Origin of the sequence: Streptomyces sp. NPDC051567, assembly GCF_044454165.1 — a bacterium.
GTDB lineage: Bacteria > Actinomycetota > Actinomycetes > Streptomycetales > Streptomycetaceae > Streptomyces.
In genome coordinates, this window is record NZ_JBITDK010000001.1 from 429,823 (window position 1) to 455,477 (window position 25,655).

Consider the following 25,655-nt stretch of genomic DNA (forward strand, 5'->3'; position numbering starts at 1 on the left):
GTGGCGCGGAGACCACTATACCCAACCCCGTTCCCGCGCGAGACGGACCGCGGTGTGCCGGTTCTCGGCCCCCAGCTTCGACGCCGCCGAGGACAAATAGTTCCGTACGGTCCCCTGGGACAGGGCGGCGCGCTCCGCGATCTCGGCGATGGGCGCTCCGTCCCCGGCGAGTTCCAGCACCTCCGCCTCGCGGGCGGTGAGCGGCGAGTCACCCGCGCTGATCGCGTCGGCCGCCAACTCCGGGTCCACGTAGCGGCCTCCGGCGTGCACGGTCCGGATCAGCTCGGCCAGCCGTTGCGCCGACACCGTCTTCGGCGCGAAGGCCCGTACCCCTGCCGCCAGGGCCCGTTTCAGGTGTCCGGGACGGCCGTGGCTCGTCACGATCATGGTTCTGCACTCCGGGAGTTCGGCCCGCAGGGATGTGGCCACGCTCACACCGTCCGCCCCCGGCATCTGGAGGTCCAGCACGGCCACGTCCGGCCGGTGCGCCCGGGCCATCGCGAGGGCCTCCGGGCCCGAGGCCGCCTCCGCGACGACCAGCAGGTCGTCCTCCAGGGCCAGCAGCGCGGCGAGCGCGCCCCGGATCAGGTGCTCGTCATCGGCCAGCAGTACACGTACGGGGCTCACGCCCGCACCTCCTTCACATCCGCCATGTCCACGGCCTTCCCGTTCGTGTTCCCGCCCGCACCGCCGCCCGCACCGCCGCCCGCACCGCCGTGCGCGTTCCCGTACGGCGCGGTGTCCGCCGCGTCCCGCTCCCCGGGGTCCGGGCTCTCGCGGAGCCGGTCCGCGGGGATCGCGGCCCGCACCCGGAACAGTCCGCCGGCCGCCGGTCCGGCCTCCAGGGTGCCGTCCAGGGCGGCCAGCCGCTCGCGCAGCCCGGCCAGCCCGGAGCCCGGCTTCCCGTCCCCCGCGGCGGGTGTCGCGGGTACCCCGTCGTTCTCCACCGTCAGGACCAGGCCGCCGCCGTCCCCGCCCCCGTCCGCCGCCAGCCGGATCACGCAGCGGCCCGGCTCCCCGTGCCGCAGCACGTTCGTGGTCGCCTCCCGTACGACCCAGCCGAGCGCCGACTGCACCGCCGGGGGCAGCGGGCGCCGTTCCCGCAGCTCCACCCGGCAGTCGATCCCGGCGGCGCTCAGCACCCCCCGCGCGCCCGCCAGCTCCACCGTGAGGTCCGCTTCCCGGTAGCCGCGCACCACGTCCCGCACCTCCCGCTGGGACTCCCGGGCGATCCGCTGGACCTCGATCATCTGGTCCACCGCCTCCGGGCGTTCGCGCCGGGCCAGCTGGACCGCCAGCTCGCTCTTGAGCGCGATCACCGCGAGGTTGCGGCCCATCACGTCGTGCAGGTCCCGGCCGAACCGCAGCCGTTCCTGGGCCACCGCCAGCTGGGCCTGGAGCTCGCGGGAGCGGTCCAGCTCCCGCACCGTGTTCAGCAGCCACGCCGAGAACCCGCAGGCCGCGCTGATGAACACGCTGGTCATCAGTACCCCGACCGCGTACCCGAGGGCTGTGCCGGTCGGCAGGTCCACGGCGAGCGCCGCCACCCCCGTGCCGCCCGCCGCGCTCAGGACGACGTACTGCATGTGCCGGACCCGCTTCAGGCAGAGCACCAGGGAGCCGACGGTGAAGCAGAGCATGCCCACGACCAGGGTGGGGGCCACCTCCGCGGTGCCCGTCGCCTCGGCCCGGTCCAGTACGAGGACGGTCAGACAGGCCGCGGCCGTCAGGACGGCCGTCGCCCCCGCGAGGCGTACCGGCCGCGCGCGCCGCGCCACCACCCAGTCCAGCGCCCGGGAGGAGAGCACCCCGACGAGAACGGAGTGCGCGCACACCATCAGCAGCAGGGAGAGCGGGACCAGCAGGGAGGAGCCGTCGGCCGCACTGGCCACTGCGGCCAGCCCGACCGAGAAGATCTCGATGACCACGAAGAAGTGGAACGACCAGCGGGTGTACAGCTCGACCTTCTCCGCGCTGCTGCGGTTCTTCCACCACCCGGTCAGCTTCGACATGGTTCCGTCCCCTGGATCGGCACTGCGTTGACGACAAGTCGATACATGATCCCGGGTCCCGCCGTCACCCCGGGCCGGGCCGGTCGGGGTTCCTGGAGACGTTACCGGCGCGGTTCCCAGCGGAACCACCGGCGGACGGCCCACACGGTGAGCGCGATCCAGGCCAGGGTGACGAGTGCGGGCGCCAGCAGGCTCCCGGCCTCCGCGCCGCCGAGCCAGCCGGCCCGCACCAGGGTCATCACACCGCTCAGCGGCAGCAGCTCGCACGCCCGGGCCAGGGGGCCGGGCAGGGCGTTGCCCGGCAGGAACAGTTCGGAGCCGAACGCGGTCAGCAGGAACAGCGGCATCGTGGTGAGCCCGGCGCTCTCCACATTGCGGGTGAAGGAGCTGGTCAGGGCCGACAGACCGGCCAGCAGCACGATCCCCGCGAGGACGGCGGCCACCAGCAGCGCCGGGTTGGCCGGCGCCTTCGCGTCCAGGGCGGCGGCCCCGGCCATCACGAGCACGGCGATCTGGCCGAGCGCGAGGACGGCGGAGGGCAGCGCGGCCCCGGCCAGGATCTCCAGGTCGTTCGCCTCGCCGGTGCGCAGCCGCTTGAGGACGAGTTCCTCGCGCCGGGCCACGTAGGCGGAGACCAGGTTCATGTACACGACGAGGATCAGCACCATCCCGATCCCGCCGGTCAGGGTGGCTTCGCCGATGCCCATCGCGTGCGGTCCCGCGCCCAGGGTCTCCGGGTCCAGGGTGGAGCGCAGGGTCATGACCATCAGCAGCGGCATCAGCAGGGCGATGCTCAGCGCGGCCCGGTTGCGGACCAGCAGGGTCAGTTCGGAGCGGCCCAGTGCGGCGAGCCGGCCGGGGTTCAGGGTCAGCGTGTTCATCGGGTGCCCGCCGTCTCGTCGGTGCGGTCCGCGCTGTGGCGGCGGTCCCGCGCTATGTCCAGGAACGCCTCTTCCAGGGAGGCGGAGCGGGCGTCGAGCCCGGTCAGAGGGGTGCCGGACTCCTCGGCCCAGCGGAGCAGCGCCGCCAGGTCGGCCTGGAGCCGTTCGGTACGGATCTCCACCCGCTGTCCGTCGGCCGCCGCGTGCAGGGCCAGCGGCAGCCGGCCGGCGGGGACCCCGGCCGGCAGGGTGAAGCGGATGCGCGAGGGCCGGGTGGCGGTCACCTCGGCCGGGGTGCCCGACAGGACGAGCTGTCCTTCGTGCAGGATCGCCAGCCGGTCGGCGAGTTCCTCGGCCTCCTCCAGGTAGTGCGTGGTCAGCAGCACCGTGGTGCCCTGGTCCCGCAGTTCCCGTACCAACGCCCAGGTGTCCCGGCGGCCTTCGGGGTCCATCCCGGTCGTCGGCTCGTCCAGGAACAGCACCTCGGGCCGTCCCAGCAGGGCCAGGGCCAGGTCCAGTCGGCGCCGTTCGCCGCCGGAGAGCTGCTTGACGCGGACGCCGGACCGCGCGGCCAGACCGACCAGGCCGAGCACCTCCGCCGCCGGGCGGGCCCCGGTGGTGACCCCGCTCCACATCCGTACGGTCTCGGTGACGGACAGGTCGGAGGGGAAGCCGCCCTCCTGGAGCATGACCCCGGTGCGCGGGCGGACCTCGGCCCGCCGCGTGTACGGGTCGAGGCCCAGGACGCGGACCTCGCCGCCGCTCGGCGCGGCCAGGCCCTCCAGCAGCTCGACGGTGGAGGTCTTGCCCGCGCCGTTGGTCCCGAGCAGGGCGAAGATCTCGCCCCGGGCCACGGAGAAGGAGACGCCGCGTACGGCCTCGAAGCCGCCCGAGTAGCTCCGTCGCAGGCCCTCGGCCCCGATCACTGTGTCAGTCATGGCTCAAGCCTCGGCCCGGTCCGGGCGGTCGGGCAGTGCGCGCTGTCATGAGCGCCGATGACATTTGTCATCGGGGAATCCCGTGTCACGGGGGAATGCGGGGAAACGACGAAGGCCCCGGTCCATTGGACCGGGGCCTTCGCACTCTGAGCGGACGACGAGACTCGAACTCGCGACATCCACCTTGGCAAGGTGGTGCTCTACCAACTGAGCTACGTCCGCAGACTCGCAACGGCGTGATCTCCAGAAGAGACCGCCGGGCGATGCGAGCATCACTCTACCTGATCCATCTCGATGGTCGGTAAAGCGTGCAGAGCGGGTGACAGGGATCGCACACTGCGCCTTCCCCCTGGAAGGAGGATGTTCTGCTACTGAACTACACCCGCACGACCTTCAGGGTTTCGGCTTTCGGCCTGGCCCCTCGGCGTGATCCACACACTAGCCGACACAGGGGGGTGGATGGCAAATCGACTGTCAGTGGGCCGCGTTGTACGCCTCGTAGATCCTCTTGGGGATGCGTCCGCGGGGCGGTACGTCGTGCTGGTTGGACCGGGCCCAGGCCCTGACGACCGCCGGGTCGGGGGCGATGGACGTGTGCTTGAAGGCCTTCCCCGAGCGGGACTGGCGGCGGCCGGCGGCCACGAACGGGGCCAGGCCCTTCCGGAGGTTCTTAGCGTTGGCCGCATTGAGGTCGATCTCGTACGACTTGCCGTCCAGGGAGAACACGACCGTTTCCGTCGCTTCTCCGCCATCGATGTCGTCGGAGAGCGTGACTACTACGCGCTGCGCCACGGATATCGGTCCCTTCGTGCGACACCGTCACAAGGTGACGTGCGGCGATGTCGACTGTGTGGATGTTCTCGGAGCAATGCATCTTTCCGCCGGAATCCCGGATGATTCCTTTGTACCGCGAATCTCATTGCATTGCGAAGCCCAGTTAATTGTCTCAGCGTGTCCCGCCGCAATCCCGGACGCGGATTTTTCTGCCGGATTTTGCGAAGGGTTGGTGCGGCGGAAACGGCCGGGCGATCGTGGGCCCACTGTATCTACCCGCGTAGAAATTTTCGCCGGGTACGCTGAGGGAACCGCCTTCGCACCAACCATCCAACGGGAGTGCCAGTGGCACGCGTCGTAGTCGACGTCATGCTCAAGCCGGAGATCCTCGACCCTCAGGGCCAGGCGGTGCAGCGTGCACTGCCGCGCCTGGGCTTCGAGGGGATCGCCGACGTCCGCCAGGGGAAGCGTTTCGAACTGGATGTGGAGGGACCGGTCGACGAGGCCGCCCTCGACCGCATCCACCAGATGGCCGAAACGTTCCTCGCCAACACCGTCATCGAGGACTTCACCGTGAAGGTCGAGGCCTGACGGTGACCACTCGCATCGGAGTCGTCACCTTCCCCGGGACGCTCGACGACCGTGACTCGCTGCGCGCCGTCCGCCTCGTGGGGGCCGAGCCGGTCTCGTTGTGGCACCGCGACAAGGACCTGCACCAGGTCGACGCGGTCGTCCTCGCGGGCGGTTTCTCCTACGGGGACTACCTGCGCGCCGGGGCCATCTCCCGCTTCTCGCCGGTGATGGAGACCGTCATCGAGCAGGCCAGGGCCGGTATGCCGGTCCTCGGCATCTGCAACGGCTTCCAGGTCCTCACCGAGGCCCACCTGCTGCCCGGGGCGATGCTCCGCAACAACCACCTGCACTTCGTCTGCCGCGACCAGAAGCTGCGGGTGGAGAACGCGGAGACCGCGTGGACCGGCGACTACACCGCCGGCCAGGAGATCTCCGTCCCGCTCAAGAACATGGACGGCCGGTACACCGCCGACGAGCGCACGCTCGACGAGCTGGAGGCCGAGGGCCGGGTGGCCTTCCGCTACCTGGACGGCAACCCGAACGGCTCGCTCCGTGACATCGCGGGCATCACCAACGCGGCGGGCAACGTCGTCGGTCTGATGCCCCACCCCGAGCACGCGGTGGAGCCGCTGATCGGGACGGGCCGCACCGACGGCCTCCCGTTCTTCACCTCGGTCCTGAAGAAGCTGGTCTCCGCATGAGTCCCTGTACCGGAACAGCCGAGGGAGCGACTGAGCGCCCCGCCCCGCGACTTCAGAACCACTGCGCGCGAAGGAGCGACCGAGCGTGACCCTCGACACCGTCAAGCACGCCACCGACACCCCGGACGCGGCGCAGCCCTGGAAGGAACTCGGCCTCAAGGAGGACGAGTACGCCCGTGTCCGGGAGATCCTCGGCCGCCGTCCCACCGGTGCCGAGCTCGCCATGTACTCGGTCATGTGGTCCGAGCACTGCTCGTACAAGAGCAGCAAGGTCCACCTGCGGCAGTTCGGCGAGAAGGCCCCCGAGAACGACGCGATGCTCGTCGGCATCGGCGAGAACGCGGGCGTCGTCGACGTCGGCCAGGGTTACGCGGTCACCTTCAAGGTCGAGTCGCACAACCACCCCTCGTACATCGAGCCCTACCAGGGCGCGGCCACCGGCATCGGCGGCATCGTCCGCGACATCCTGGCCATGGGCGCCCGCCCGGTCGCCGTCGTGGACCCGCTGCGCTTCGGCGCGGCCGACCACCCCGACACCAAGCGCGTGCTCCCCGGAGTCGTCGCGGGCATCGGCGGCTACGGCAACTGCCTGGGCCTGCCCAACATCGGCGGCGAGGTCGTCTTCGACGCCTGCTACCAGGGCAACCCGCTGGTCAACGCGGGCTGCATCGGTGTGATGAAGCACGAGGACATCCACCTCGCCCAGGCTTCCGGCCCCGGCAACAAGGTCGTCCTCTACGGGGCCCGCACCGGCGGCGACGGCATCGGCGGCGTCTCGGTCCTCGCCTCCGAGACCTTCGACGCCGCGTCCGACAGTGCCTCCGGCACGGGCAAGCCCAAGAAGCGCCCCGCGGTCCAGGTCGGCGACCCCTTCCAGGAGAAGCTCCTCATCGAGTGCACCCTGGAGATCTTCAAGGAGAAGCTGGTCGCGGGCATCCAGGACCTCGGCGGCGCCGGGCTCTCCTGCGCCACGAGCGAGCTGGCCTCCGCCGGTTCCGGCGGCATGCGGGTCGACCTCGACACCGTCCCGCTGCGCGACGCGACCCTCTCGCCCGAGGAGATCCTCATGAGCGAGTCGCAGGAGCGCATGTGCGCGATCGTGGAGCCGCAGCACATCGCGCGGTTCATGGAGATCTGCGAGAAGTGGGACGTCATCGCCACCGTCATCGGTGAGGTGACCGAGGGCGAGCGGCTGGAGATCTTCTGGCACGGCGAGCAGATCGTGGACGTGCCGCCGGGCACCGTCGCCCACGAGGGCCCGGTCTACGAGCGCCCGTACGCCCGCCCCGAGTGGCAGGACGCGCTCCAGGCCGACGACGCCAACAAGCTCCCGCGCCCGGCCACTTCGGCCGAGCTGCGCGCGCAGGTCCTCGCCCTGGTCTCCTCCCCGAACCAGGCGTCGAAGGCGTGGGTGACCGACCAGTACGACCGCTTCGTGCAGGGCAACACCGTGCTGTCGCAGCCGGAGGACGCGGGCATGGTCCGCATCGACGAGGAGACCAACCTCGGCGTCGCCATGGCCACCGACGGCAACGGCCGCTTCGCCAAGCTCGACCCGTACACGGGCGCGCAGCTCGCCCTGGCCGAGGCGTACCGCAACGTCGCCGCGACCGGGGCCAAGCCGCTGGCCGTCTCCGACTGCCTGAACTTCGGCTCGCCCGAGGACCCGGGCGTCATGTGGCAGTTCGCCGAGGCGTGCCGGGGGCTCGCGGACGGCTGTCTGGAGCTGGGCACCCCGGTGACCGGCGGCAACGTCTCGCTCTACAACCAGACCGGTGACACCGCGATCCACCCGACCCCGGTCGTGGCCGTCCTCGGTGTGATCGACGACGTGAACCGCCGGACGCCGATGGCGTTCGCGGAGGCCGGCCAGCTGCTGTACCTGCTGGGCGACACCGCCGAGGAGTTCGGCGGTTCGGCCTGGTCCCAGGTGGTCCACGACCACCTGGGCGGGCTGCCGCCCCGGGTGGACCTGGGCCGCGAGAAGCTGCTCGGCGAGATCCTGATCTCGGCGTCGCGCGACGGCATGATCGACGCCGCGCACGACCTGTCGGACGGCGGCCTGATCCAGGCGCTCACCGAGTCCTGCCTGCGCGGCGGGAACGGTGCCCGGATCGTGGTCCCCGAGGCGCTGGACGCCTTCACGTTCCTGTTCTCCGAGTCCGCGGGCCGGGCCGTCGTGGCCGTCCCGCGCAGCGAGGAGCTCCGGTTCACCGACATGTGCGGCGCGCGGGGCCTGCCCGCCACCCGCATCGGTGTGGTGGACGGCGAGGAGATCGAGATCCAGGGCGAGTTCACCCTCCCGCTGGCCGAGCTGCGCACGGCCCACGAGACGACGATCCCGGCCCTGCTGGCCTGATCACCGCTCCGGCCTGATCGCCGTTCCGGCCCGGTCATCGGGTCGGCCCGATCGCCGCTGTGCTCCGAGCCCCCGTCCGGTCCTCCGGGCGGGGGCCGGTGCGCTCGCGGGCCCGGTGACCGGTGGTCCGGTGGTCCGCGCGGTCGGGCCCGGCGCCGGACTCCCGTGCGGCGGCGCGGTGTTCACCGCCGGGGCTCCGCTCCGGGCGCGAGTAGGGTCGGGGCATGCCGTCCGTGAAGAGGAAACCGCGTACCTACGACCCCGCCAGGACGCGCGCTGCCGTCACCGCGCAGTTCGGGCACATCGCCGCGGCCGTGCCGGGGCTGACCCCCGGGCAGCTCGGCCGCAGCGCCGGGCTCGGGGAGTGGACCGTGGCCGATCTGGCCGCCCACATCGCGTGGGTCGCGGACTCCCTGGCCGGTGGCCTCGCCCGGCCGCCCGCCCCCGCCGCCACGCTCACGGCCGTCCAGTGGCCCTTCGTCACCGCCCCCCTCGCCGGGAGGATCGACGCCGCCGCCCGTGAGAGCCTGGGCGGCGCGCCGCTGCCCGAGCTGTACGAGCGGGCCGGTGCCCGGATGGCCGCCGCGCTGGCCGAGCACCCCGACGACCGGGTGCTGGACCTGTGGATCGGGCCGATGACCCTCGCCGACTTCCTGGTCACCCGGACCGTCGAACTGGTGGTCCACACCGACGACCTGAACCGGGCCGCCGGCCTGGACATCCCCGTGGAGCGGCAGGCGCTGGCCGCGTGCACCCGGCTGCTCGCCGACGCCCTGGCGCTCAAGGCGCCCGGTGGCGCGGTCGAGGTGCGCGTCCCGCCCTTCGCGGTGGTCCAGTGCGTCGAGGGCCCCCGCCACACCCGGGGCACCCCGCCGAACGTGGTCGAGACCGACCCGCTGACGTGGCTGCGGCTCGCGACGGGCCGTACGGGCTGGGCCGAGGCGGTGGCGGAGGCCCGGGTCAGGGCCAGTGGCGACCGGGCCGACCTGTCGTCGCTGCTCCCCGTGATGAGCTGAGGCCCCGCGGCCGGGCCGTCCGGCGCGCGGTCCGGACGGAACGGTCCGGACGGAACCGATTCCGGACCCGGTCCGTCCCAGGGACATGTCCACGCCTTCGCACCCCCGCCCCACGCCGGAGTTCGTCGCGGGCATCGCCCTCGCCCTCCTCGCCGCCCTCGTCGCCTGTGGTGTGCCGGCTCCGCGGCCCGCCACGCCCGGCCCGGGGACCACCGCGTCCCCGACCCCGGACCCGGACGCTCCGCTCGTCGTCACCTGGTGGAACGTCACGGCCCTGACCACCGGGGCCGCCGGGCCCTCCGTACCCGCCGAGGGCACCCGCGCGGCCCGGTTCACCCTCGCCGCCGACGGAGCCGCGAGCGGCACCCTCGGCTGCAACCGGTTCAACGCCAGGGCCACCGTGGACGGTTCCTCGGTCACCTTCGGGCCGCTGACCACCACCCGGATGGCCTGTCCGGGCCCGGCGGGCGAGGCCGAGCGGGCGCTGACCGGGCTGTTCGGCGCGGGCCCGCTCACCTGGGGCGTCCGGGGCCGGACCTTGACCCTCACCGCGCCCGACGGCACGGGCCTGAGCGCCGAGGCGTCCTCGTCGGTGGAATGACCCGCCCCGCCCCGCCCCGCCCCGGCCGGAGCGGAACAGCGGGCAGCGCGCACGGCACGAAAGGGCAGGTTCGTGCTTAAAGGTCTTAAAGCAGGAAATCAGAGATAAAGGAGGAAAAGCGCGTGTCGACGCGGAACGGCGACAGACGGCGCTCGTGACACGGGCCAGGTCCACGCGCCGGCGCGCGGCGAGGATGACGGCGTGGTCACCGACGGGCCGCCCGGTGCGGAAGCCTGTACGAATCCCCAGTCGGCTGTCAACCAGGGCATTCCGGATATCGAGGCGGTCACCCTCCGCAGGTGTTACCGGACTGTCCGCACTGTGACTTTTCCGCGACGTCCCCAATTCGGACCGGTGGTCGATCTCGCCTACACTCGGTGCCGTGCCTCGTGGTGATGGACGACTCAACCACGACCTGCTCCCCGGAGAGAAAGGCCCCCAGGACGCTTGCGGCGTCTTCGGTGTCTGGGCTCCGGGTGAAGAGGTCGCCAAGCTCACCTACTTCGGACTGTATGCACTGCAGCACCGCGGACAAGAGTCCGCGGGAATCGCTGTGAGCAACGGTTCCCAGATCCTCGTCTTCAAGGACATGGGCCTCGTTTCCCAGGTCTTCGACGAAACCTCTCTCGGCTCGCTCCAAGGTCATATCGCGGTCGGTCACGCCCGCTACTCGACCACCGGGGCCTCCGTCTGGGAGAACGCGCAACCCACTTTCCGCGCGACCGCCCACGGCTCGATCGCCCTGGGCCACAACGGCAACCTGGTGAACACCGCCGAGCTCGCCGAGATGGTCGCCGACCTCCCCCGTCAGGACGGTCGGGCCACGCAGGTGGCCGCCACCAACGACACCGACCTGGTCACGGCCCTGCTGGCCGGCCAGACGGACGACGACGGCAAACCCCTGACCATCGAGGAGTCGGCCGCCAAGGTCCTCCCCCAGGTCAAGGGAGCCTTCTCCCTGGTCTTCATGGACGAGGGAACCCTCTACACCGCCCGTGACCCGCAGGGCATCCGCCCGCTGGTCCTCGGCCGCCTGGAACGCGGCTGGGTGGTCGCGAGCGAGACCGCCGCCCTCGACATCTGCGGGGCCAGCTTCGTCCGCGAGGTCGAGCCGGGCGAGCTCATCGCGATCGACGAGAACGGCCTCCGCACCTCCCGGTTCGCGGAAGCAAAGCCCAAGGGCTGTGTCTTCGAGTACGTCTACCTGGCGCGCCCGGACACCGACATCGCCGGCCGGAACGTCTACCTCTCGCGTGTCGAGATGGGCAGGCGCCTGGCGAAGGAAGCCCCGGCCGAGGCCGATCTGGTGATAGCGACACCGGAGTCCGGCACGCCCGCCGCCGTCGGGTACGCCGAGGCCAGCGGGATTCCGTACGGCTCCGGCCTGGTCAAGAACGCCTATGTCGGCCGGACCTTCATCCAGCCCTCGCAGACGATCCGCCAGCTCGGCATCCGCCTGAAGCTCAACCCCCTCAAGGAAGTCATCCGGGGCAAGCGACTGGTCGTCGTGGACGACTCGATCGTTCGCGGCAACACCCAGCGCGCCCTGGTCAAAATGCTCCGCGAGGCCGGCGCGGCGGAGGTCCACATCCGGATCTCCTCACCGCCGGTGAAGTGGCCGTGCTTCTTCGGCATCGACTTCGCCACCCGGGCCGAGCTGATCGCCAACGGCATGACGGTCGACGAGATCGCCACCTCCCTGGGCGCGGACTCGCTCTCGTACATCTCGCTCGACTCGATGATCGAGGCGACCACCATCCAGAAGCCCGACCTCTGCCGTGCCTGCTTCGACGGCGAGTACCCGATGGAGCTGCCCGACCCGCAGCTCCTCGGCAAGCAGCTCCTGGAGACCGAGCTGGCCGGCGGCACGGACGCCGCCGACGCGCTCCGCCGCCCGTAACCCTGCGCTGTATCCGCAGCGACCGCAGTAACGACACGAAAGCTCTCTCCTGTCATGACAGAGAAGACCACCGGTGCCAGCTACGCAGCCGCGGGCGTCGACATCGAAGCGGGAGACCGCGCCGTCGAGCTGATGAAGGAGTGGGTGAAGAGGACACAGCGCCCCGAGGTCCTCGGTGGCCTCGGCGGTTTCGCCGGCCTCTTCGACGCCTCCGCCCTCAAGCGCTACGAGCGTCCGCTCCTCGCCTCGGCCACCGACGGGGTCGGCACCAAGGTGGACATCGCCCGCCGCCTGGGCGTCTACGACACCATCGGCCACGACCTGGTCGCGATGGTCATGGACGACATCGTCGTCTGCGGGGCCGAACCGCTCTTCATGACCGACTACATCTGCGTCGGCAAGGTTCACCCGGAGCGGGTCGCCGCCATCGTCAAGGGCATCGCCGAGGGCTGTGTCCTCGCCGGCTGCGCCCTGGTCGGCGGAGAGACGGCGGAGCACCCGGGCCTGCTGGGCCCGGACGACTTCGACGTGGCGGGCGCCGGGACCGGTGTGGTCGAGTACGACCGGCTGCTCGGCCCCGATCGCATCCGTACGGGTGATGCCATCATCGCGATGGCGTCGTCGGGCCTTCACTCGAACGGGTACTCGCTGGTCCGGCACGTGCTCTTCGACCGGGCCGCGATGGCCCTGGAGGACCACGTGGAGGAGCTCGGCCGGACCCTCGGGGAGGAACTCCTGGAGCCCACCAAGATCTACTCGCTGGACTGCCTGGCCCTCACCCGTACCACCGAGGTCCACGCCTTCTCGCACATCACCGGCGGCGGCTTGGCGGCCAACCTGGCCCGGGTGATCCCGGACCACCTGCACGCCACGGTCGACCGTTCGACCTGGGCCCCCGGCCCGGTCTTCGACCTGATCGGCAAGGCCGGTCAGGTGGAGCGGCTGGAGCTGGAGAAGACCCTGAACATGGGCGTCGGCATGATGGCCGTCGTTCCCGCCGGATCGGTGGACGCGGCCCTGACCACGCTCGCCGACCGGGGTCTGGACGCCTGGGTCGCCGGTGAGGTCACCGACCGCGGCGCACACACCGAGGGCGCGACCCTGACCGGCTCCTACGCGAGCTGAGCAGCACGGAAACCCGGCCCGGGGCAATGCCCTGGACCGGGTTTCTCGTTCTCGACGTGTGGTGCGTGCCGACGTTGTACGACGTCAAGCGCCGCGGCGCTGTGCCGACGGACCGGACTCTTCGTCCTCGTCGTCGTCATCGCCGTTGTACAGAGCCGCGTACTTGGCGTACGGGTCGTCGTCGTCATCCTGATCGTCATCGACCTCGACCGGCTCGCTGACAGGCAGCGGCTCCGTCGGCGATGCGCCCAGCTCATTGGCCAGACGCGAGAGGTCAGTCCCGCCGCTGTTGTACTTCAGCTGGCGGGCGACCTTTGTCTGCTTGGCCTTGGCCCGGCCGCGCCCCATGGCTCGACCCCCTCGGTGACGGGGCTCGACGGCCCCAGAGTCTGACACGCGTTCATGGTTCGGAGCGGGCTCTCCGTGGAGAGACCGTCCGTAGGGGTTTAACGGTACCTGCTTCCGCGGCCGTACGGTACGCCGCCCGCATGACGCGCCCCGGTGCAGTACCAGCGAAGCGCCCCGTCCTCGCTGGTCAGCTGCGATTTTAACCCTTTCCTGGCGGGCGACCCGCCGAAGCGCAGTGAGTTCCGTCTCGCTGCGTCCCCGACGGGCGCGCCCGGGGCACCCGAAGGCGCCCGGGACATGACCTGGACCGGCCTTGGACCGGCCCTAGACCGCGCGTGCGGCGCGGGCGTCCGCCATCCGCTGCTCGGCGATCCGGTCGGCCGCCGCGGCCGGCGGAATCCCGTCCGCCTTCGCACGTGCGAATATCGCCAGGGTGGTGTCGAAGATCTTCGCGGCCTTCGCCTTGCACCGGTCGAAGTCGAAGCCGCGCAGTTCGTCGGCGACCTGGATCACGCCGCCCGCGTTCACCACGTAGTCCGGCGCGTAGAGGATGCCGCGGTCCGCGAGGTCCTTCTCCACGCCCTGGTGGGCGAGCTGGTTGTTGGCGGCGCCGCACACGACCGTGGCGGTCAGGGCGGGCACGGTGGCGTCGTTCAGGGCCCCGCCGAGGGCGCAGGGGGCGTAGACGTCCAGGCCGGGGACGCGGATCAGGGCGTCGGTGTCGGCGACCGCCGTCACCTTGCCCGGGTGCCGGTCCAGGACGCGGCGTACGGACTCCTCCCGGACGTCCGTGATCACGACCTGGGCGCCGTCCTCCAGCAGGTGCTCGACCAGGTGGTGACCGACCTTGCCGACGCCCGCCACGGCGACCTTGCGGCCCCGTAGCGTCGGGTCGCCCCACAGGTGCTGGGCGCTGGCGCGCATGCCCTGGAAGACGCCGAAGGCGGTGAGCACCGAGGAGTCGCCCGCGCCGCCGTTCTCGGGGGAGCGGCCGGTCGCCCAGCGGGTCTCGCGGGCCACGACGTCCATGTCCGCGACGTAGGTGCCGACGTCGCAGGCGGTGACGTAGCGACCGCCGAGGGACTCCACGAACCGGCCGTAGGCCAGCAGCAGTTCCTCGCTCTTGAGGCCGCCCTGCTCCCTGTCGGCGGGGTCGCCGATGATGACGGCCTTGCCGCCGCCGAGGTCGAGCCCGGCGAGGGCGTTCTTGTACGACATGCCGCGCGCGAGGTTCAGCGCGTCGAGGACGGCCTCCTCGTCGGAGGCGTAGGCGTGGAAGCGCGTGCCGCCCAGGGCGGGGCCCAGGGCGGTCGAGTGGATCGCGATGACGGCCTTCAGGCCGGTGGCACGGTCCTGGCACAGCACGACCTGCTCATGGCCTCCCTGTTCCGTACGGAACAGGGTGCGCAGGACGCCGTCGGTCATTTCGGTCACGGTGGTGACTCCCATGGGAGAGATGCGGCGGAATGACGCCCGCCCTGCGGGTGGGGGAGGGCGTGCTGGGAGCAGCGTAAGACCTGTGGGGCGCCCGGCCACCCCCTGTCCGGGGATCGAAACACTCCCGTGTCACGGCCCCCTCCCACCACCCGCCCCACCCCGAACGAACCGAAGCCGCACCCCCGTTCCTCCCCCGCCCTGCCCGGCCCTCGGGCGAGTGAACCGAAGGGGCGCGCCTGGGGAAGGGGGACGAGCGTTCTGAGCACGTACGGCCCCCTGAGTCAGGCTGCGAGCGCCCCGGAGGTGAACCGGGCCCTCCAGAGGGGGAGTACCTGGGCGTGAATGAATTCCGTGATTCCCGGCTTCCCCCGGCGCGTTCGGTGCCGGTCGTTCCGTACGCCTCCTACCTGCGGGTCTACGAGCCTCTGGCCGCCTTCGCGGAGCCTGAGCGCGCGTACTGGGCGGAGTACGCCCGGCGCGGGGCGGCGCCGACCGCGCAGGACGAACTGCGCCGGTCGCTGGCGGATCTGGTGCGGGTGCCCGTGGTGGTGGTGCCGGCCCGGGAGAGCGCGGACGCGTTCACGGCGGAGGTCGACGGGGCGCTGCTGGTCTGCCCGTGGCGGACCAGGCTCCGTGGCTGGCTGGCCCTTGAGGAGCTGGTGGAGTGGTTTCCGCTCCCGGTGCTGGACGCGGCGCTCCCGCCGGTGACGCGCCGCCGGGCGGCCGAGGAGTACGAGCGCTGGCGCGAGCGGAACCCGGACGCGCGCCCGTGGATTCGTACCGGCGTGTGGCAGGTCCCGCTGCGCTGGTTCGTGCTGGTGGCCGACGAGGAGCGGGAGTACCTGCCGGGTGAGCGGCTGCGTTACCGGACCCCGATGGTCCAGGCCCGTCGGCGCCTGGCGCGCGGCGTGCGGACCCTGCGCGAGGCGGAGGGGTACGGGATGCTCGCGGAGGGGCTGGCGGAGGTCGGGAGCTGGCTGGAGGAGTTCCATCCGCGCTCGATGGTCGAGCTGGACTACGGAGGGCTGCTCCACGCGCTCCCGGCGGACCGGCTGGCGGCCGATCACTCGGCCCGTGACCTGGCGGCGGGCATCGCGGCGTTGCGGGCCGGGGAGACCGGGAGGGCGACCGAGGTCTACGAGGAGCTGGCGGACCGTTGGAGGATGGTCCGAGAGAAGCTCTTCGCGAACTAGTGCGGCACCAGTCGGCCGGATGCTCCGTTCGGGGGACTGGTGGAGGGCGCCGGGCCGGGTGGGGCGGTGCGGGGCGGTCCCGGCCGAATGTACCGCCGTGTTCTTGTCCGATCGGCCATAAAGGGCTGATCAGGTGCTTGATCACCACATTTGGGACGTAGTGCCAGGACCTACGTCCCGATACGGGCCATTGGCCCAAGGGTGACGGACCGCACTAACTACACCCTTGCGCCCTTCCCCTACCCTCATGCCAAAATAGGACAAGGAGTCCGGGGAGGGTTCCTTCCGCCCAACTAAGTGCGGAATGCTCGGTATTGCGCTCTACGGGGGGTCTGACGACTCCTGATCGCTCTGTGACTGATCGTCACAGTGAGGTGACTGTCCGCTATGGGACGGTCCATCGGCTTCCGCCGCTGATGAACACCTCGGAGGGCAATTCCATCGGTTTGGCCGTCGAGGCTGGACGGATGGTGTAGTTGTAGTGCCGAGGACAAGCCGTTCGTCCTATAACCGACTCGGCCCGCGTATGTCCATTTCGGGCAACGCGGGCCAAGGTGCAGAATTTAGAGGAAAGAACCGAGATGGTTCGGTTCTCCCGAGGAGGCCGCTCATGACCGCTCGCACCCCTGATGCCGAGCCGCTGCTGACCCCGGCTGAGGTTGCCACGATGTTCCGCGTGGACCCGAAGACGGTCACCCGCTGGGCCAAGGCTGGCAAGCTCACGTCCATCCGCACCCTGGGTGGACACCGCCGTTACCGCGAGGCCGAGGTTCGCGCACTGCTCGCGGGAATTCCGCAGCAGCGCAGCGAGGGCTGAGACCCCGCAGCACCCCATTTTTGACGGGTCTATATCGGGTCCCCCAATCCGATGAAACCCACATAGCTTCATACGACCGGACCCGCCCCAACGGGTTCCTCAGTCGTGAGATCGCGCTGGACTCCGCCGGGTCCAGCGCGATTTTTTATGCCCTGGACGGGGTGGTGGCAGGCCGGCCGAGGGGTGCCGTCACGATGGGTGCCATTGCACATATTAAATCGAGCAAGCGTATGAGTGCGATAAAAGAGCAGGTCCCGAAAACTCGTCCGGTGACTCCTGTCACAGCTGATCCCTCTTGTCGATGCGGCAATGCACCCCGTAAAGGGACGTGCGGGACGTGTCTCGCAGAGCGCCCCACACGAGCGGACGCGGGCCGGGCGGACGCGGGCCGGGCGGACCCGGACCGTGCGGGCCCGGTGACCGCACCGGGTGGCTGTGGCCGCAGCCGGTGGCCAGGGCGGTGACGAAGGCGGGCGGCGAAGGCGGCGACGGCGTGTGCCCCGCAGGAAAGACGAGGCGGCCGGGGCGTTGCCGGGCCCGTACCCGCCCCGGACCCGCCTCGGCAACGCGTCAGGGCCCGCATCCCTTGCGGGATGCGGGCCCTGACGTTTCTGCGAACCTGACGGGACTTGAACCCGCGACCTCCACCTTGACAGGGTGGCGAGCTAACCAACTGCTCCACAGGTCCTTGATCGGCAGCCGATGACCTGGCTGCGAATCAGACTGTACAACAGCTCAGGGGGTGCAGTCGAACCCGATCACCCCCGGTCACGGGGCCGCGGCGTCCACCGCCTTCACGATCCGTTTGTCGGACACCGGGTACGCCGTCCCGAGAGCGTGGGCGAAGTAGCTGACCCGCAGCTCCTCGATCATCCAGCGGATCTCCGTCACCGCGGCCGGGACCGGCCGCCCCTTCGGGAGCTGTTCCAGCAGCCAGGCGTACTCGTCCCGCATCTCGTGGACCTTCTCCATGCGCGTCGTGTCGCGCTGGACGCCCGTGGGCATCTGCTGGAGCCGCCGGTCCACCGCCACCAGGTAGCGCATCAGGTCCGGCAGCCTGCGCAGCCCCGTCAGCGTCACGAACCCGGCCGGCACGAGCGCCGCGAGCTGCGTCCTGACGTCCTGGACGTTGGCCGCCAGCGCGAGACTGCCGGTGGTCTTCAGGCGGCGCTCGCACGCCTGCCAGGCGGCCAGGATCTGCTGGACCTGGCCCACCGTCCGCACGGTCGTGTCCACCAGGTCGGCCCGGACCGCCTCGTAGAGCGTGCGGAAGCCCGCCTCGTCCCAGGCGGGGCCGCCGTGGTCCGCGATCAGCCGGTCGGCCGCCGCGGTCGCGCAGTCGTCGAACAGGGCTTGGACGGAGCCGTGCGGGTTGCGCGAGAGGGCGAGCTTCTGCTGGTTGCCCAGATGGTCCGAGGCGAACTTCGCCGGGTTCACCGGGATGTTCAGCAGGACGAGCCGCCGGGTGCCCAGCCGCATCGCCTGCTGCTGCTCGGCCTCGGTGTCGAAGAGCCGTACGGAGACGCTCGTCCCCTCGTCCACCAGCGCCGGGTACGCCTTCACGGGCTGCCCCGCCCTCCGGGTCTCGAAGACCCGGGCCAGCGTGCCGATGGTCCAGTCGGTCAGCCCGGTCCGCTCCACCGACTCCCCGCCCGCCCGCTCGGCGGTGGCCGCCGCGGCCTGGGAGAGGGCCTGGCGGGCCTTGGGCCGCAGCCGCAGCCGCAGGGCCTCCAGGTCCTTGTCCTCGGCGAGGTTGCGGCGGCGCTCGTCGACGATCCGGAAGGTGATCTTCAGATGGTCCGGGACGCGGGTGAGGTCGAAGTCCTCGGCCGAGACCGGGACCCCGACCATCCGCTGGAGCTCCCGGGCCAGGGTCACCGGCAGCGGCTCCTGGAGGGGCACCGCCCGGTCCAGGAAGCGGCCGGCGAAGTTCGGCGCGGGCACGTAGTGGCGCCGGATCGGCTTCGGGAGGGACCGGATCAGCTCGGTGACGACCTCCTCGCGCAGACCGGGGATCTGCCAGTCGAACCCCTCGTCGGTGACCTGGTTGAGGACGTGGAGCGGAACGTGCACGGTCACACCGTCGGCGTCCGCGCCCGGCTCGAACTGGTAGGTCACCCGGAACTTCAGCTGCCCCTGCCGCCAGGAGTCCGGGTAGTCGGCCTTGGTGACCCCGGCCGCCTTCTCGGTCAGCAGCATCTCCCGCTCGAAGTCGAGCAGCTCGGGCTCGTCGCGCTTCTTCTGCTTCCACCAGGAGTCGAAGTGCGCCCCGGAGACCACGTCCGCGGGGATCTTCTGGTCGTAGAAGTCGAAGAGGGTCTCGTCGTCGACCACGATGTCGCGGCGCCGGGCCCGGTTCTCCAGCTCCTCCACCTCGGTGAGGAGCCTGCGGTTGTCGGCGAAGAACTTGTGGTGCGTGCGCCAGTCGCCCTCGACCAGCGCGTTGCGGATGAACAGCTCGCGCGAGACCTCGGGGTCGATCCGGCCGTAGTTGATCTTCCGTTGGGCCACGATCGGCACCCCGTACAGGGTGACCTTCTCGTAGGCCATCACCGCCGCCTGGTCCTTCTCCCAGTGCGGCTCGCTGTAGGTGTGCTTGACCAGGTGCTGGGCCAGCGGCTCCACCCACTCCGGCTCCACCTTGGCGTTGACCCGGGCCCACAGCCGCGAGGTCTCCACCAGCTCCGCCGACATCAGGAACTTCGGCTGCTTCTTGAAGAGCGCCGAGCCCGGGAAGACCGCGAACTTGGCGGACCGGGCCCCCAGGTACTCGTTCTTGTCCGTGTCCTTCAGCCCGATGTGCGACAGCAGACCGGCCAGCAGCGAGACGTGCACGCTGTGCTCGGGCGCGTCGGTCTCGTTGACGTGGATGCCCAGCGTCCTGGCGACCGTACGCAGCTGCGCGTAGATGTCCTGCCACTCCCGGATGCGCAGGAAGTTCAGGTACTCCTGCTTGCACATCCGGCGGAAGGAGGAGGAACCGCGTTCCTTCTGCTGCTCGCGGACGTAGCGCCACATGTTCAGGAAGGCCAGGAAGTCGCTGGTCTCGTCCTTGAAGCGGGCGTGGTTCTGGTCGGCCTGGGTCTGCTTGTCCGACGGCCGCTCGCGCGGGTCCTGGATGGACAGGGCCGCCGCGATGACCATGACCTCGCGGACGCAGTTGTTCTTGTCCGCCTCGACCACCATGCGGGCCAGGCGCGGGTCCACGGGGAGCTGGGAGAGCTGGCGGCCCATCGGGGTCAGCCGCTTCTGGTGGTCCTTCTCGGCCGGGTCGAGCGCCCCGAGCTCCTGGAGGAGCTGGACGCCGTCACGGATGTTGCGGTGGTCCGGCGGGTCGATGAACGGGAACTTCTCGATCTCGCCGAGCCCGGCCGCGGTCATCTGGAGGATGACGGAGGCGAGGTTGGTGCGCAGGATCTCGGCGTCCGTGAACTCCGGCCGGGAGAGGAAGTCGTCCTCGGAGTAGAGCCGGACGCAGATGCCGTCGCTGGTCCGGCCGCAGCGGCCCTTGCGCTGGTTGGCGCTGGCCTGCGAGATCCGCTCGATGGGCAGCCGCTGCACCTTGGTGCGGTGGCTGTAGCGGGAGATCCGGGCGGTGCCCGGGTCGATCACGTACTTGATGCCCGGGACGGTCAGCGAGGTCTCGGCGACGTTGGTGGCCAGCACGATCCGGCGCCCGCCCGCTTGTTTGTGGGGGGTCTGCTGGAAGACCCGGTGCTGCTCGGCGTGCGAGAGGCGGGCGTAGAGCGGGAGCACTTCGGTGAGGCGCAGATTCCGCTTGTTCAGGGCGTCGGCGGTGTCGCGGATCTCGCGCTCGCCGGAGAGGAAGACCAGGACGTCACCCGGCCCCTCGGCCTGGAGCTCGTCCACGGCCTCGCAGATCGCGGTGATCTGGTCGCGGTCGCTGTCCTCGGAATCTTCCTCCAGCAGCGGCCGGTAGCGGACCTCCACCGGATAGGTCCGGCCGCTGACCTCGACGACCGGGGCGTCCCCGAAGTGGCGCGAGAAGCGCGTGGGGTCGATCGTCGCCGAGGTGATGATCACCTTGAGGTCGGGGCGCCGGGGCAGCAGGGTGGCCAGGTAGCCGAGCAGGAAGTCGATGTTCAGGGACCGCTCGTGGGCCTCGTCGATGATGATCGTGTCGTAGGCGCGCAGCTCGCGGTCGGTCTGGATCTCGGCGAGCAGGATGCCGTCCGTCATCAGCTTCACGAAGGTCTCGTCCTGGTCCACCTGGTCGGTGAAACGGACCTTCCAGCCGACCGTGCGGCCCAGCTCGGACCCCAGCTCCTCGGCGATCCGCTCCGCGACCGTGCGGGCGGCGATCCGGCGGGGCTGGGTGTGACCGATCATGCCCCGGACACCACGGCCCAGCTCCATGCAGATCTTGGGGATCTGCGTGGTCTTGCCGGAGCCGGTCTCGCCCGCGACGATCACGACCTGGTGGTCGCGTATCGCCTCGGCGATCTCGTCCTTTTTCTGGCTGACGGGCAGGTTCTCGGGATATGTGACCTCCGGCATCCGCGAGGCACGGCCGGACAGCCGCCGGGCGGCCTTCTCGGCCTCCGCGGCGATCTCGTCCAGCACGGCCTGCTTGGCCTCGGGTTTGCGGATACGGCGGGCGCCTTCGAGGCGGCGGCCGAGGCGGTGCGCGTCACGGAGGGAGATCTCACCGAGAAGCGTCTGCAGGGCGGCGAAGGAAGTAGACATACCTGATCGAGGATCTCACCTGTCCCCTCCGGGTGGCGAACGCATTTGCCGGGCCGACCCGTACCATTCCGGGACGAGTCCCCCGACTGCCCCGATGAGAGGCCGCACACCATGTCCCGCGTCCGCCGTGCCCGGTGCCTGCCGGGGGTCGTGCCGACGGCGGTGGCAGCGGTGATCGCCGTGCTGATGGCCGTGGTGGTCCCGGTCCTGGCGGCCCTGGCCGCGCCGGCCGGAGCACCCCCGACGGCCACGGGTACGGGTACGGCCGCAGTCGCGTTCACCGTCCGGCCCGCTGCTCCGGACGCGCCGGTGGCCGTGGCCGCGTCCCCGACCGCCCCCCTGGCCGCTCCCGTGGCGGAGGCGGGCGGGCGCGGTCCCGTCTGTGACCCCGGCGCCCCGCGGCCCGGCGGCGCCCCGGCGGTGCCCCCGCGCACCGGGGGCGAGCACGCGCAGCTCCCGGGGGCCCGGCAGGCCCCGCCCGGCTGGGACCGGCCGCCCGTGACGACGGCGGTACGGGTCCTCGTGCGCGGCCCCGAGGAGCGGACGCCCGGTCCGGTGGAGCTCTCCGTGCTGCGGGTGTAGCGGACCGACCCCTTCCGGTTCCCTGTTCCGCCGCCCTCCTGGAGTACCCGCGTGTCCGCTGCCCCCTCGTCCCCCCGCAAGCCCCTGCTGATCGCCGCCGGGGTCGCCCTGGCCGCCGTCACCCTCGGCCTCGTCTCCTGGCAGGCCACCGCCCCCGACACCGGGGACACCGGCCGCTCCGGGGCCGTCTCCGCCGTGGAGCCGCCCACCGAGGCCCAGACCGCGCTGATGAAGCTCGCCCGCCGCGACGCCGGCGACCGGCTCGCCGTCGGCCGCGCCGACGCGCCCGTCGTGCTCATCGAGTACTCCGACTTCAAGTGCGGCTACTGCGCCAAGTTCGCCCGCGACACCGAGCCCGAGCTGGTGAGGAAGTTCGTCCAGGACGGCACCCTGCGCATCGAGTGGCGCAACTTCCCGATCTTCGGCGCCGACTCCGAGGCCGCCGCCAAGGCCGCCTGGGCCGCGGGCCGCCAGGACCGGTTCGCGCAGTTCCACGCCGCCGCGTACGCGGAGGGCGCCAAGGAGAAGGGCTTCGGCCCGGACCGGCTCGCCGAGCTGGCCCGCGAGGCGGGCGTCCCCGACCTGGAGCGGTTCCGGCAGGACATGGCCGGCGAGGAGGCCGCCGCCGCCCTGAAGAGGGACCAGGACGAGGGCTACGGCATCGGCGTCAGCTCCACCCCGTCCTTCCTGATCAACGGCAAGCCGATCGCGGGCGCCCAGCCGCTCTCCGTCTTCCGGGCCGCCGTCATCGAGGCCAGGGCCGCCGCCGGGGCGGCGGCGCGGCCGTGACGGACATCGGCTACCTGGCCGCCCTGCTGGGCGGTCTCCTCGCGCTCCTCAGCCCGTGCAGCGCCCTGCTGCTGCCGGCCTTCTTCGCCTACTCCATCGACTCCACCTCGCGGCTGCTGGCGCGGACCGGGATCTTCTACGCGGGCCTCGCGAGCACCCTCGTCCCGCTCGGGGCGGCCGGCTCGTACGCCGGGCGGTTCTTCCACGGCAACCGGGACGCGCTGGTCCTGGCCGGGGGCTGGCTGATCATCGTGCTCGGGCTGGCGCAGATCCTGGGCCTGGGCTTCGCCCCGAGACGCCTCTCGGAACTGTCCGGCAGGATCCGGCCGACCACCGCCCTGTCCGTGTACGCCCTCGGCGCGGTCTACGGGCTGGCCGGGTTCTGCGCCGGGCCGATCCTGGGCAGCGTCCTGACGGTGGCGGCGGTCAGCGCCAGCCCGGTCCACGGCGGCCTGCTGCTGGCGGTCTACGCGCTGGGCATGGCCGTACCGCTCTTCGTCCTGGCCCTGCTCTGGGAACGGTTCGACCTGGGCCGGCGGCGCTGGCTGCGCGGGCGGACCGTGTCGGCGGGCCGCTTCGAGCTGCACACCACCTCGCTGCTGTCCGGGCTCTTCTTCATCGTCCTGGGCACGCTCTTCCTCGCCTACGACGGGGCGAGCGCCCTGCCCGGCCTGCTGGACGTGGACGACTCGTACGCGGTGGAGGAGCGGGTCCGGTCCCTGGCCGACGCGGTCCCGGACTGGGCACTGCTCGGCCTGCTCGCCGTGGGGGCCCCGGCCGTCGCGCTGGCCCGGTGGCGCCGCACGGCGCGGGCGGAACGCACGGAGCGGGCGGAGGCGGAACGGTCCGGGGAGCCGGGATGACGGCCTGAGGGGCCTGAAGGGTCTGAGGGGGCCTGAGGGCACAACGCGGAAGGCCCCGTCCGATGGACGGGGCCTTCCTGTGGTGGCTGGGGCCGGGGTCGAACCGGCGACCTATCGCTTTTCAGGCGATCGCTCGTACCAACTGAGCTACCCAGCCACGAAGCCCTTGCGAGCTTCAGCGAACCTGACGGGACTTGAACCCGCGACCTCCACCTTGACAGGGTGGCGAGCTAACCAACTGCTCCACAGGTCCTTGCAGTGTGCGAGACGTGAGTCCTGCACACGGTAACGCGTACCCCCAACGGGATTCGAACCCGTGCTACCGCCTTGAAAGGGCGGCGTCCTGGGCCACTAGACGATGAGGGCTAAAGGCCCGCCTGGGCGCTTTCCAGCGCGTCGGGGACGTGAGAAGCATATGGGATGCGGGGAGCTATCGCCAAAACGGTTTCCCTCAACGGTTTCCCTCCCCGGGGACGGCGGCCCCGCCGCGCCGGTGTCCCCGGGGAGGGCGGACCACCGGGGGTCAGCCCCAGCCCAGTTCGTGGAGCCGGTCGTCGTCGATGCCGAAGTGGTGGGCGATCTCGTGGACCACGGTCACGGCGACCTCGTGGACCACGTCCTCGGCCGTCTCGCAGTAGCGGAGCGTCGGACCCATGTAGATCGAGATCCGGTCCGGCAGCACCCCGGCGTACCACTCGCCGCGTTCGGTGAGCGGAGTCCCCTCGTAGAGCCCCAGCAGCTCGGGGTCGTCGGCCGGTGGCTCGTCCTCCACGAACACCGCCACGTTGTCCATGACCCGGGTCAGCTCGGGCGGGATCGAGTCCAGGGCTTCGCCCACCAGCTCTTCGAAGGCGTCTCGCGTCATCTCCAGCACACGGCCATTCTCCGTGATGACCCTCACTCCCGAAGGGGCCGGACGCGGAGGAGTTGCGGCAGGGCCGTACGGGGAGCACCGCGCGCGGGGTGGCCGAGGCGCGCGAGAATGGCTCCCGTGGCGACACGCGACCCTTCCCCGGTGACACGCGGCCCTTCCCCGCCCCTGCGGGCCGGGCCGGGGCGCGGATGACCCGGCCGGTTCCCGGGGCCGAGGCGGTCGACCCGGACGTCGATCTCCATGTGGCGGCCCAGCGCGCCGAGCCGCAGGGCCGGGTGCTCGCCGCGATGGCGGTGGGCGGCGCGCTCGGTGGCTCGGCGCGGTACGGGATCTCCCTGCTGTGGCCGGCCGGGCCCGGGGCCTTCCCGTGGGCGACCCTCTGGATCAATGTGGCCGGCTGCGCGCTGATCGGGGTCCTGATGGTGCTGATCGGCGAGGGCGGCCGGTCGGCGCACCCGCTGGTGCGGCCCTTCGCCGGGGTCGGCGTGCTCGGCGGCTTCACCACGTTCTCCACCTACGCGGCGGACTTCTCGCGCCTGCTGGACGAGGGGCGGGCGGGTGCCGGGGCGGCGTACGCCGGACTCACGGTGGCCGGGGCGCTGGGCGCGGTGTGGGCGGCGGCCTCGCTGACCCGGCTGGCGGTCCGGGGCGGCGCACGGGGCCGGGTCCGGCCCCGCGAGGCGGGCCGGGGCGGGTTCCGGGCCAGGTTCCGGGGTCGCCGGTGAACTGGCTGCTCGTGGTCGTGGGCGCGGCGGCCGGGGCGCCGCTGCGCTACCTGGCGGACCGTGCCGTGCAGGCGCGGCACGACTCGCTCTTCCCCTGGGGCACCTTCGCGGTCAACACGGCCGCCTGCCTGGTGATGGGCGTCCTGGCCGGGGCCGCGCTGGCGGGGGCCGCCTCCTCGCGGCTGAGCCTGCTGCTGGGCACCGGGCTCTGCGGGGCGCTGAGCACGTACTCGACCTTCTCGTACGAGACGCTGCGGCTGGCCGAGCGCGGCCGGGGCTTCCTGGCGGCGGCGAACGTGGTGGCGTCGGTGCTGGTCGGACTGGGCGCGGTGCGTCTGGGGACCCAGGTGGCGCGGCAACTGCTCGCCTGAACCCGCCGGGAGGGGCGGGTTGTTCGCGGACAGAAGATGCCCGCAGGGGCGTGTCTCTTACGGGTCACA

The 25,655-nt window shown here is 71.4% G+C and carries 23 protein-coding genes and 6 tRNA genes; 14 read left to right on the forward strand and 15 right to left on the reverse strand.

All coding sequences use genetic code 11. The features are described 5' to 3' along the window. Nucleotides 1-15: 15 nt before the first annotated feature. The 7 genes from ACIA5F_RS01985 to ACIA5F_RS02015 all read right to left on the reverse strand — a co-directional run bounded on the left by ACIA5F_RS01985 (nucleotide 16) and on the right by ACIA5F_RS02015 (nucleotide 4,623). A complete protein-coding gene (locus ACIA5F_RS01985; RefSeq protein WP_399348065.1) occupies nucleotides 16-627 on the reverse strand; it encodes a response regulator in 612 nt (203 codons plus the stop codon). After that, complete coding sequence (locus ACIA5F_RS01990; protein ID WP_399348067.1) at nucleotides 624-2,012, reverse strand: sensor histidine kinase; 1,389 nt, start codon at nucleotides 2,010-2,012, stop codon at nucleotides 624-626. Before ACIA5F_RS01990 ends, ACIA5F_RS01985 begins: the two co-directional genes overlap by 4 nt. A 101-nt stretch (nucleotides 2,013-2,113) precedes the next feature. Beyond that, nucleotides 2,114-2,893: an ABC transporter permease gene (locus ACIA5F_RS01995; protein ID WP_399348068.1), complete on the reverse strand. Its 780-nt coding sequence runs from the start codon at nucleotides 2,891-2,893 to the stop codon at nucleotides 2,114-2,116. Next, a complete protein-coding gene (locus tag ACIA5F_RS02000) occupies nucleotides 2,890-3,831 on the reverse strand; it encodes an ABC transporter ATP-binding protein (protein WP_399348070.1) in 942 nt (313 codons plus the stop codon). The genes ACIA5F_RS01995 and ACIA5F_RS02000 overlap by 4 nt, the downstream gene beginning before the upstream one ends. Nucleotides 3,832-3,980: 149 nt before the next feature. Further along, nucleotides 3,981-4,053 (reverse strand) — tRNA-Gly (locus tag ACIA5F_RS02005). Nucleotides 4,054-4,145: 92 nt separating this feature from the next. Further along, nucleotides 4,146-4,217 (reverse strand) — tRNA-Gly (locus ACIA5F_RS02010). A gap of 88 nt (nucleotides 4,218-4,305) precedes the next feature. Continuing rightward, nucleotides 4,306-4,623, reverse strand: a complete 318-nt coding sequence (locus ACIA5F_RS02015; RefSeq protein ID WP_399348072.1) for an Lsr2 family protein — start codon at nucleotides 4,621-4,623, stop codon at nucleotides 4,306-4,308. 321 nt (nucleotides 4,624-4,944) lie between these two features. On the opposite strand from ACIA5F_RS02015, the gene purS reads away from it, so the two are divergent. From purS to purM, 7 genes are all read left to right on the forward strand, one after another. Continuing rightward, entirely contained in the window at nucleotides 4,945-5,196 is a 252-nt protein-coding gene (gene purS / locus ACIA5F_RS02020; RefSeq protein WP_399348074.1) for a phosphoribosylformylglycinamidine synthase subunit PurS, read from the forward strand. 2 nt (nucleotides 5,197-5,198) lie between these two features. Next, on the forward strand, nucleotides 5,199-5,879 hold the full coding sequence (gene purQ / locus ACIA5F_RS02025) for a phosphoribosylformylglycinamidine synthase subunit PurQ (RefSeq protein WP_399348076.1): 681 nt from the start codon (nucleotides 5,199-5,201) through the stop codon (nucleotides 5,877-5,879). A gap of 85 nt (nucleotides 5,880-5,964) precedes the next feature. After that, the gene (gene purL / locus ACIA5F_RS02030; protein ID WP_399348078.1) at nucleotides 5,965-8,238 is read left to right on the forward strand and encodes a phosphoribosylformylglycinamidine synthase subunit PurL; all 2,274 of its coding nucleotides are present in this window, start codon (nucleotides 5,965-5,967) and stop codon (nucleotides 8,236-8,238) included. A gap of 224 nt (nucleotides 8,239-8,462) precedes the next feature. Beyond that, nucleotides 8,463-9,254, forward strand: a complete 792-nt coding sequence (locus ACIA5F_RS02035; RefSeq protein WP_399348080.1) for a sterol carrier family protein — start codon at nucleotides 8,463-8,465, stop codon at nucleotides 9,252-9,254. Between the two features lie 85 nt (nucleotides 9,255-9,339). Further along, a complete protein-coding gene (locus ACIA5F_RS02040; protein ID WP_399348082.1) occupies nucleotides 9,340-9,855 on the forward strand; it encodes an META domain-containing protein in 516 nt (171 codons plus the stop codon). 382 nt (nucleotides 9,856-10,237) lie between these two features. After that, on the forward strand, nucleotides 10,238-11,755 hold the full coding sequence (gene purF, locus ACIA5F_RS02045) for an amidophosphoribosyltransferase (RefSeq protein WP_399348084.1): 1,518 nt from the start codon (nucleotides 10,238-10,240) through the stop codon (nucleotides 11,753-11,755). A 54-nt stretch (nucleotides 11,756-11,809) separates the two neighbouring features. Then, the gene (purM, locus tag ACIA5F_RS02050; RefSeq protein WP_399348086.1) at nucleotides 11,810-12,880 is read left to right on the forward strand and encodes a phosphoribosylformylglycinamidine cyclo-ligase; all 1,071 of its coding nucleotides are present in this window, start codon (nucleotides 11,810-11,812) and stop codon (nucleotides 12,878-12,880) included. A gap of 84 nt (nucleotides 12,881-12,964) precedes the next feature. On the opposite strand, the gene ACIA5F_RS02055 is transcribed toward purM, so the two are convergent. Both ACIA5F_RS02055 and ACIA5F_RS02060 read right to left on the reverse strand, forming a co-directional pair. Beyond that, on the reverse strand, nucleotides 12,965-13,228 hold the full coding sequence (locus ACIA5F_RS02055) for a DUF3073 domain-containing protein (RefSeq protein WP_399348088.1): 264 nt from the start codon (nucleotides 13,226-13,228) through the stop codon (nucleotides 12,965-12,967). A gap of 324 nt (nucleotides 13,229-13,552) precedes the next feature. Further along, entirely contained in the window at nucleotides 13,553-14,662 is a 1,110-nt protein-coding gene (locus ACIA5F_RS02060; protein ID WP_399348090.1) for a Leu/Phe/Val dehydrogenase, read from the reverse strand. A 341-nt stretch (nucleotides 14,663-15,003) separates the two neighbouring features. On the opposite strand from ACIA5F_RS02060, the gene ACIA5F_RS02065 reads away from it, so the two are divergent. Both ACIA5F_RS02065 and bldC read left to right on the forward strand, forming a co-directional pair. Then, the gene (locus ACIA5F_RS02065) at nucleotides 15,004-15,858 is read left to right on the forward strand and encodes a hypothetical protein (protein WP_399348092.1); all 855 of its coding nucleotides are present in this window, start codon (nucleotides 15,004-15,006) and stop codon (nucleotides 15,856-15,858) included. Nucleotides 15,859-16,468: 610 nt separating this feature from the next. Then, the gene (bldC, locus tag ACIA5F_RS02070; protein WP_020869672.1) at nucleotides 16,469-16,675 is read left to right on the forward strand and encodes a developmental transcriptional regulator BldC; all 207 of its coding nucleotides are present in this window, start codon (nucleotides 16,469-16,471) and stop codon (nucleotides 16,673-16,675) included. Between the two features lie 614 nt (nucleotides 16,676-17,289). Here the strand turns inward: bldC and ACIA5F_RS02075 are convergent. Further along, nucleotides 17,290-17,363, reverse strand: a tRNA-Asp gene (locus ACIA5F_RS02075). Between the two features lie 80 nt (nucleotides 17,364-17,443). Further along, nucleotides 17,444-21,382, reverse strand: a complete 3,939-nt coding sequence (hrpA, locus tag ACIA5F_RS02080; protein WP_399348094.1) for an ATP-dependent RNA helicase HrpA — start codon at nucleotides 21,380-21,382, stop codon at nucleotides 17,444-17,446. A 111-nt stretch (nucleotides 21,383-21,493) separates the two neighbouring features. Here hrpA and ACIA5F_RS02085 point away from each other — a divergent pair, with 111 nt between their 5' ends. From ACIA5F_RS02085 to ACIA5F_RS02095, 3 genes are read left to right on the forward strand one after another with little or no spacing between them, the layout of a single operon-like run. Next, complete coding sequence (locus ACIA5F_RS02085; RefSeq protein ID WP_399348096.1) at nucleotides 21,494-21,964, forward strand: hypothetical protein; 471 nt, start codon at nucleotides 21,494-21,496, stop codon at nucleotides 21,962-21,964. A 51-nt stretch (nucleotides 21,965-22,015) separates the two neighbouring features. Continuing rightward, on the forward strand, nucleotides 22,016-22,753 hold the full coding sequence (locus ACIA5F_RS02090) for a DsbA family protein (RefSeq protein ID WP_399348098.1): 738 nt from the start codon (nucleotides 22,016-22,018) through the stop codon (nucleotides 22,751-22,753). After that, nucleotides 22,750-23,616 carry a cytochrome c biogenesis CcdA family protein gene (locus ACIA5F_RS02095; RefSeq protein WP_399348100.1) on the forward strand — a complete coding sequence of 289 codons (867 nt, stop codon included), beginning with the start codon at nucleotides 22,750-22,752 and terminating at the stop codon, nucleotides 23,614-23,616. The genes ACIA5F_RS02090 and ACIA5F_RS02095 overlap by 4 nt, the downstream gene beginning before the upstream one ends. Nucleotides 23,617-23,696: 80 nt before the next feature. Here the strand turns inward: ACIA5F_RS02095 and ACIA5F_RS02100 are convergent. The 4 genes from ACIA5F_RS02100 to ACIA5F_RS02115 form a co-directional block, all read right to left on the reverse strand. Then, nucleotides 23,697-23,773 (reverse strand) — tRNA-Phe (locus ACIA5F_RS02100). Nucleotides 23,774-23,795: 22 nt separating this feature from the next. After that, nucleotides 23,796-23,869, reverse strand: a tRNA-Asp gene (locus tag ACIA5F_RS02105). Nucleotides 23,870-23,909: 40 nt separating this feature from the next. Next, nucleotides 23,910-23,982 (reverse strand) — tRNA-Glu (locus ACIA5F_RS02110). 157 nt (nucleotides 23,983-24,139) lie between these two features. Beyond that, nucleotides 24,140-24,490, reverse strand: coding sequence for a metallopeptidase family protein (locus tag ACIA5F_RS02115; RefSeq protein WP_399348102.1), 351 nt, complete (start codon nucleotides 24,488-24,490; stop codon nucleotides 24,140-24,142). A gap of 188 nt (nucleotides 24,491-24,678) precedes the next feature. On the opposite strand from ACIA5F_RS02115, the gene ACIA5F_RS02120 reads away from it, so the two are divergent. Together ACIA5F_RS02120 and crcB are read left to right on the forward strand one after the other, a co-directional pair. Beyond that, complete coding sequence (locus ACIA5F_RS02120; RefSeq protein WP_399348103.1) at nucleotides 24,679-25,215, forward strand: CrcB family protein; 537 nt, start codon at nucleotides 24,679-24,681, stop codon at nucleotides 25,213-25,215. Then, a complete protein-coding gene (gene crcB, locus ACIA5F_RS02125) occupies nucleotides 25,212-25,586 on the forward strand; it encodes a fluoride efflux transporter CrcB (RefSeq protein WP_399348105.1) in 375 nt (124 codons plus the stop codon). Before ACIA5F_RS02120 ends, crcB begins: the two co-directional genes overlap by 4 nt. The last annotated feature ends 69 nt before the right edge of the window (nucleotides 25,587-25,655 follow it).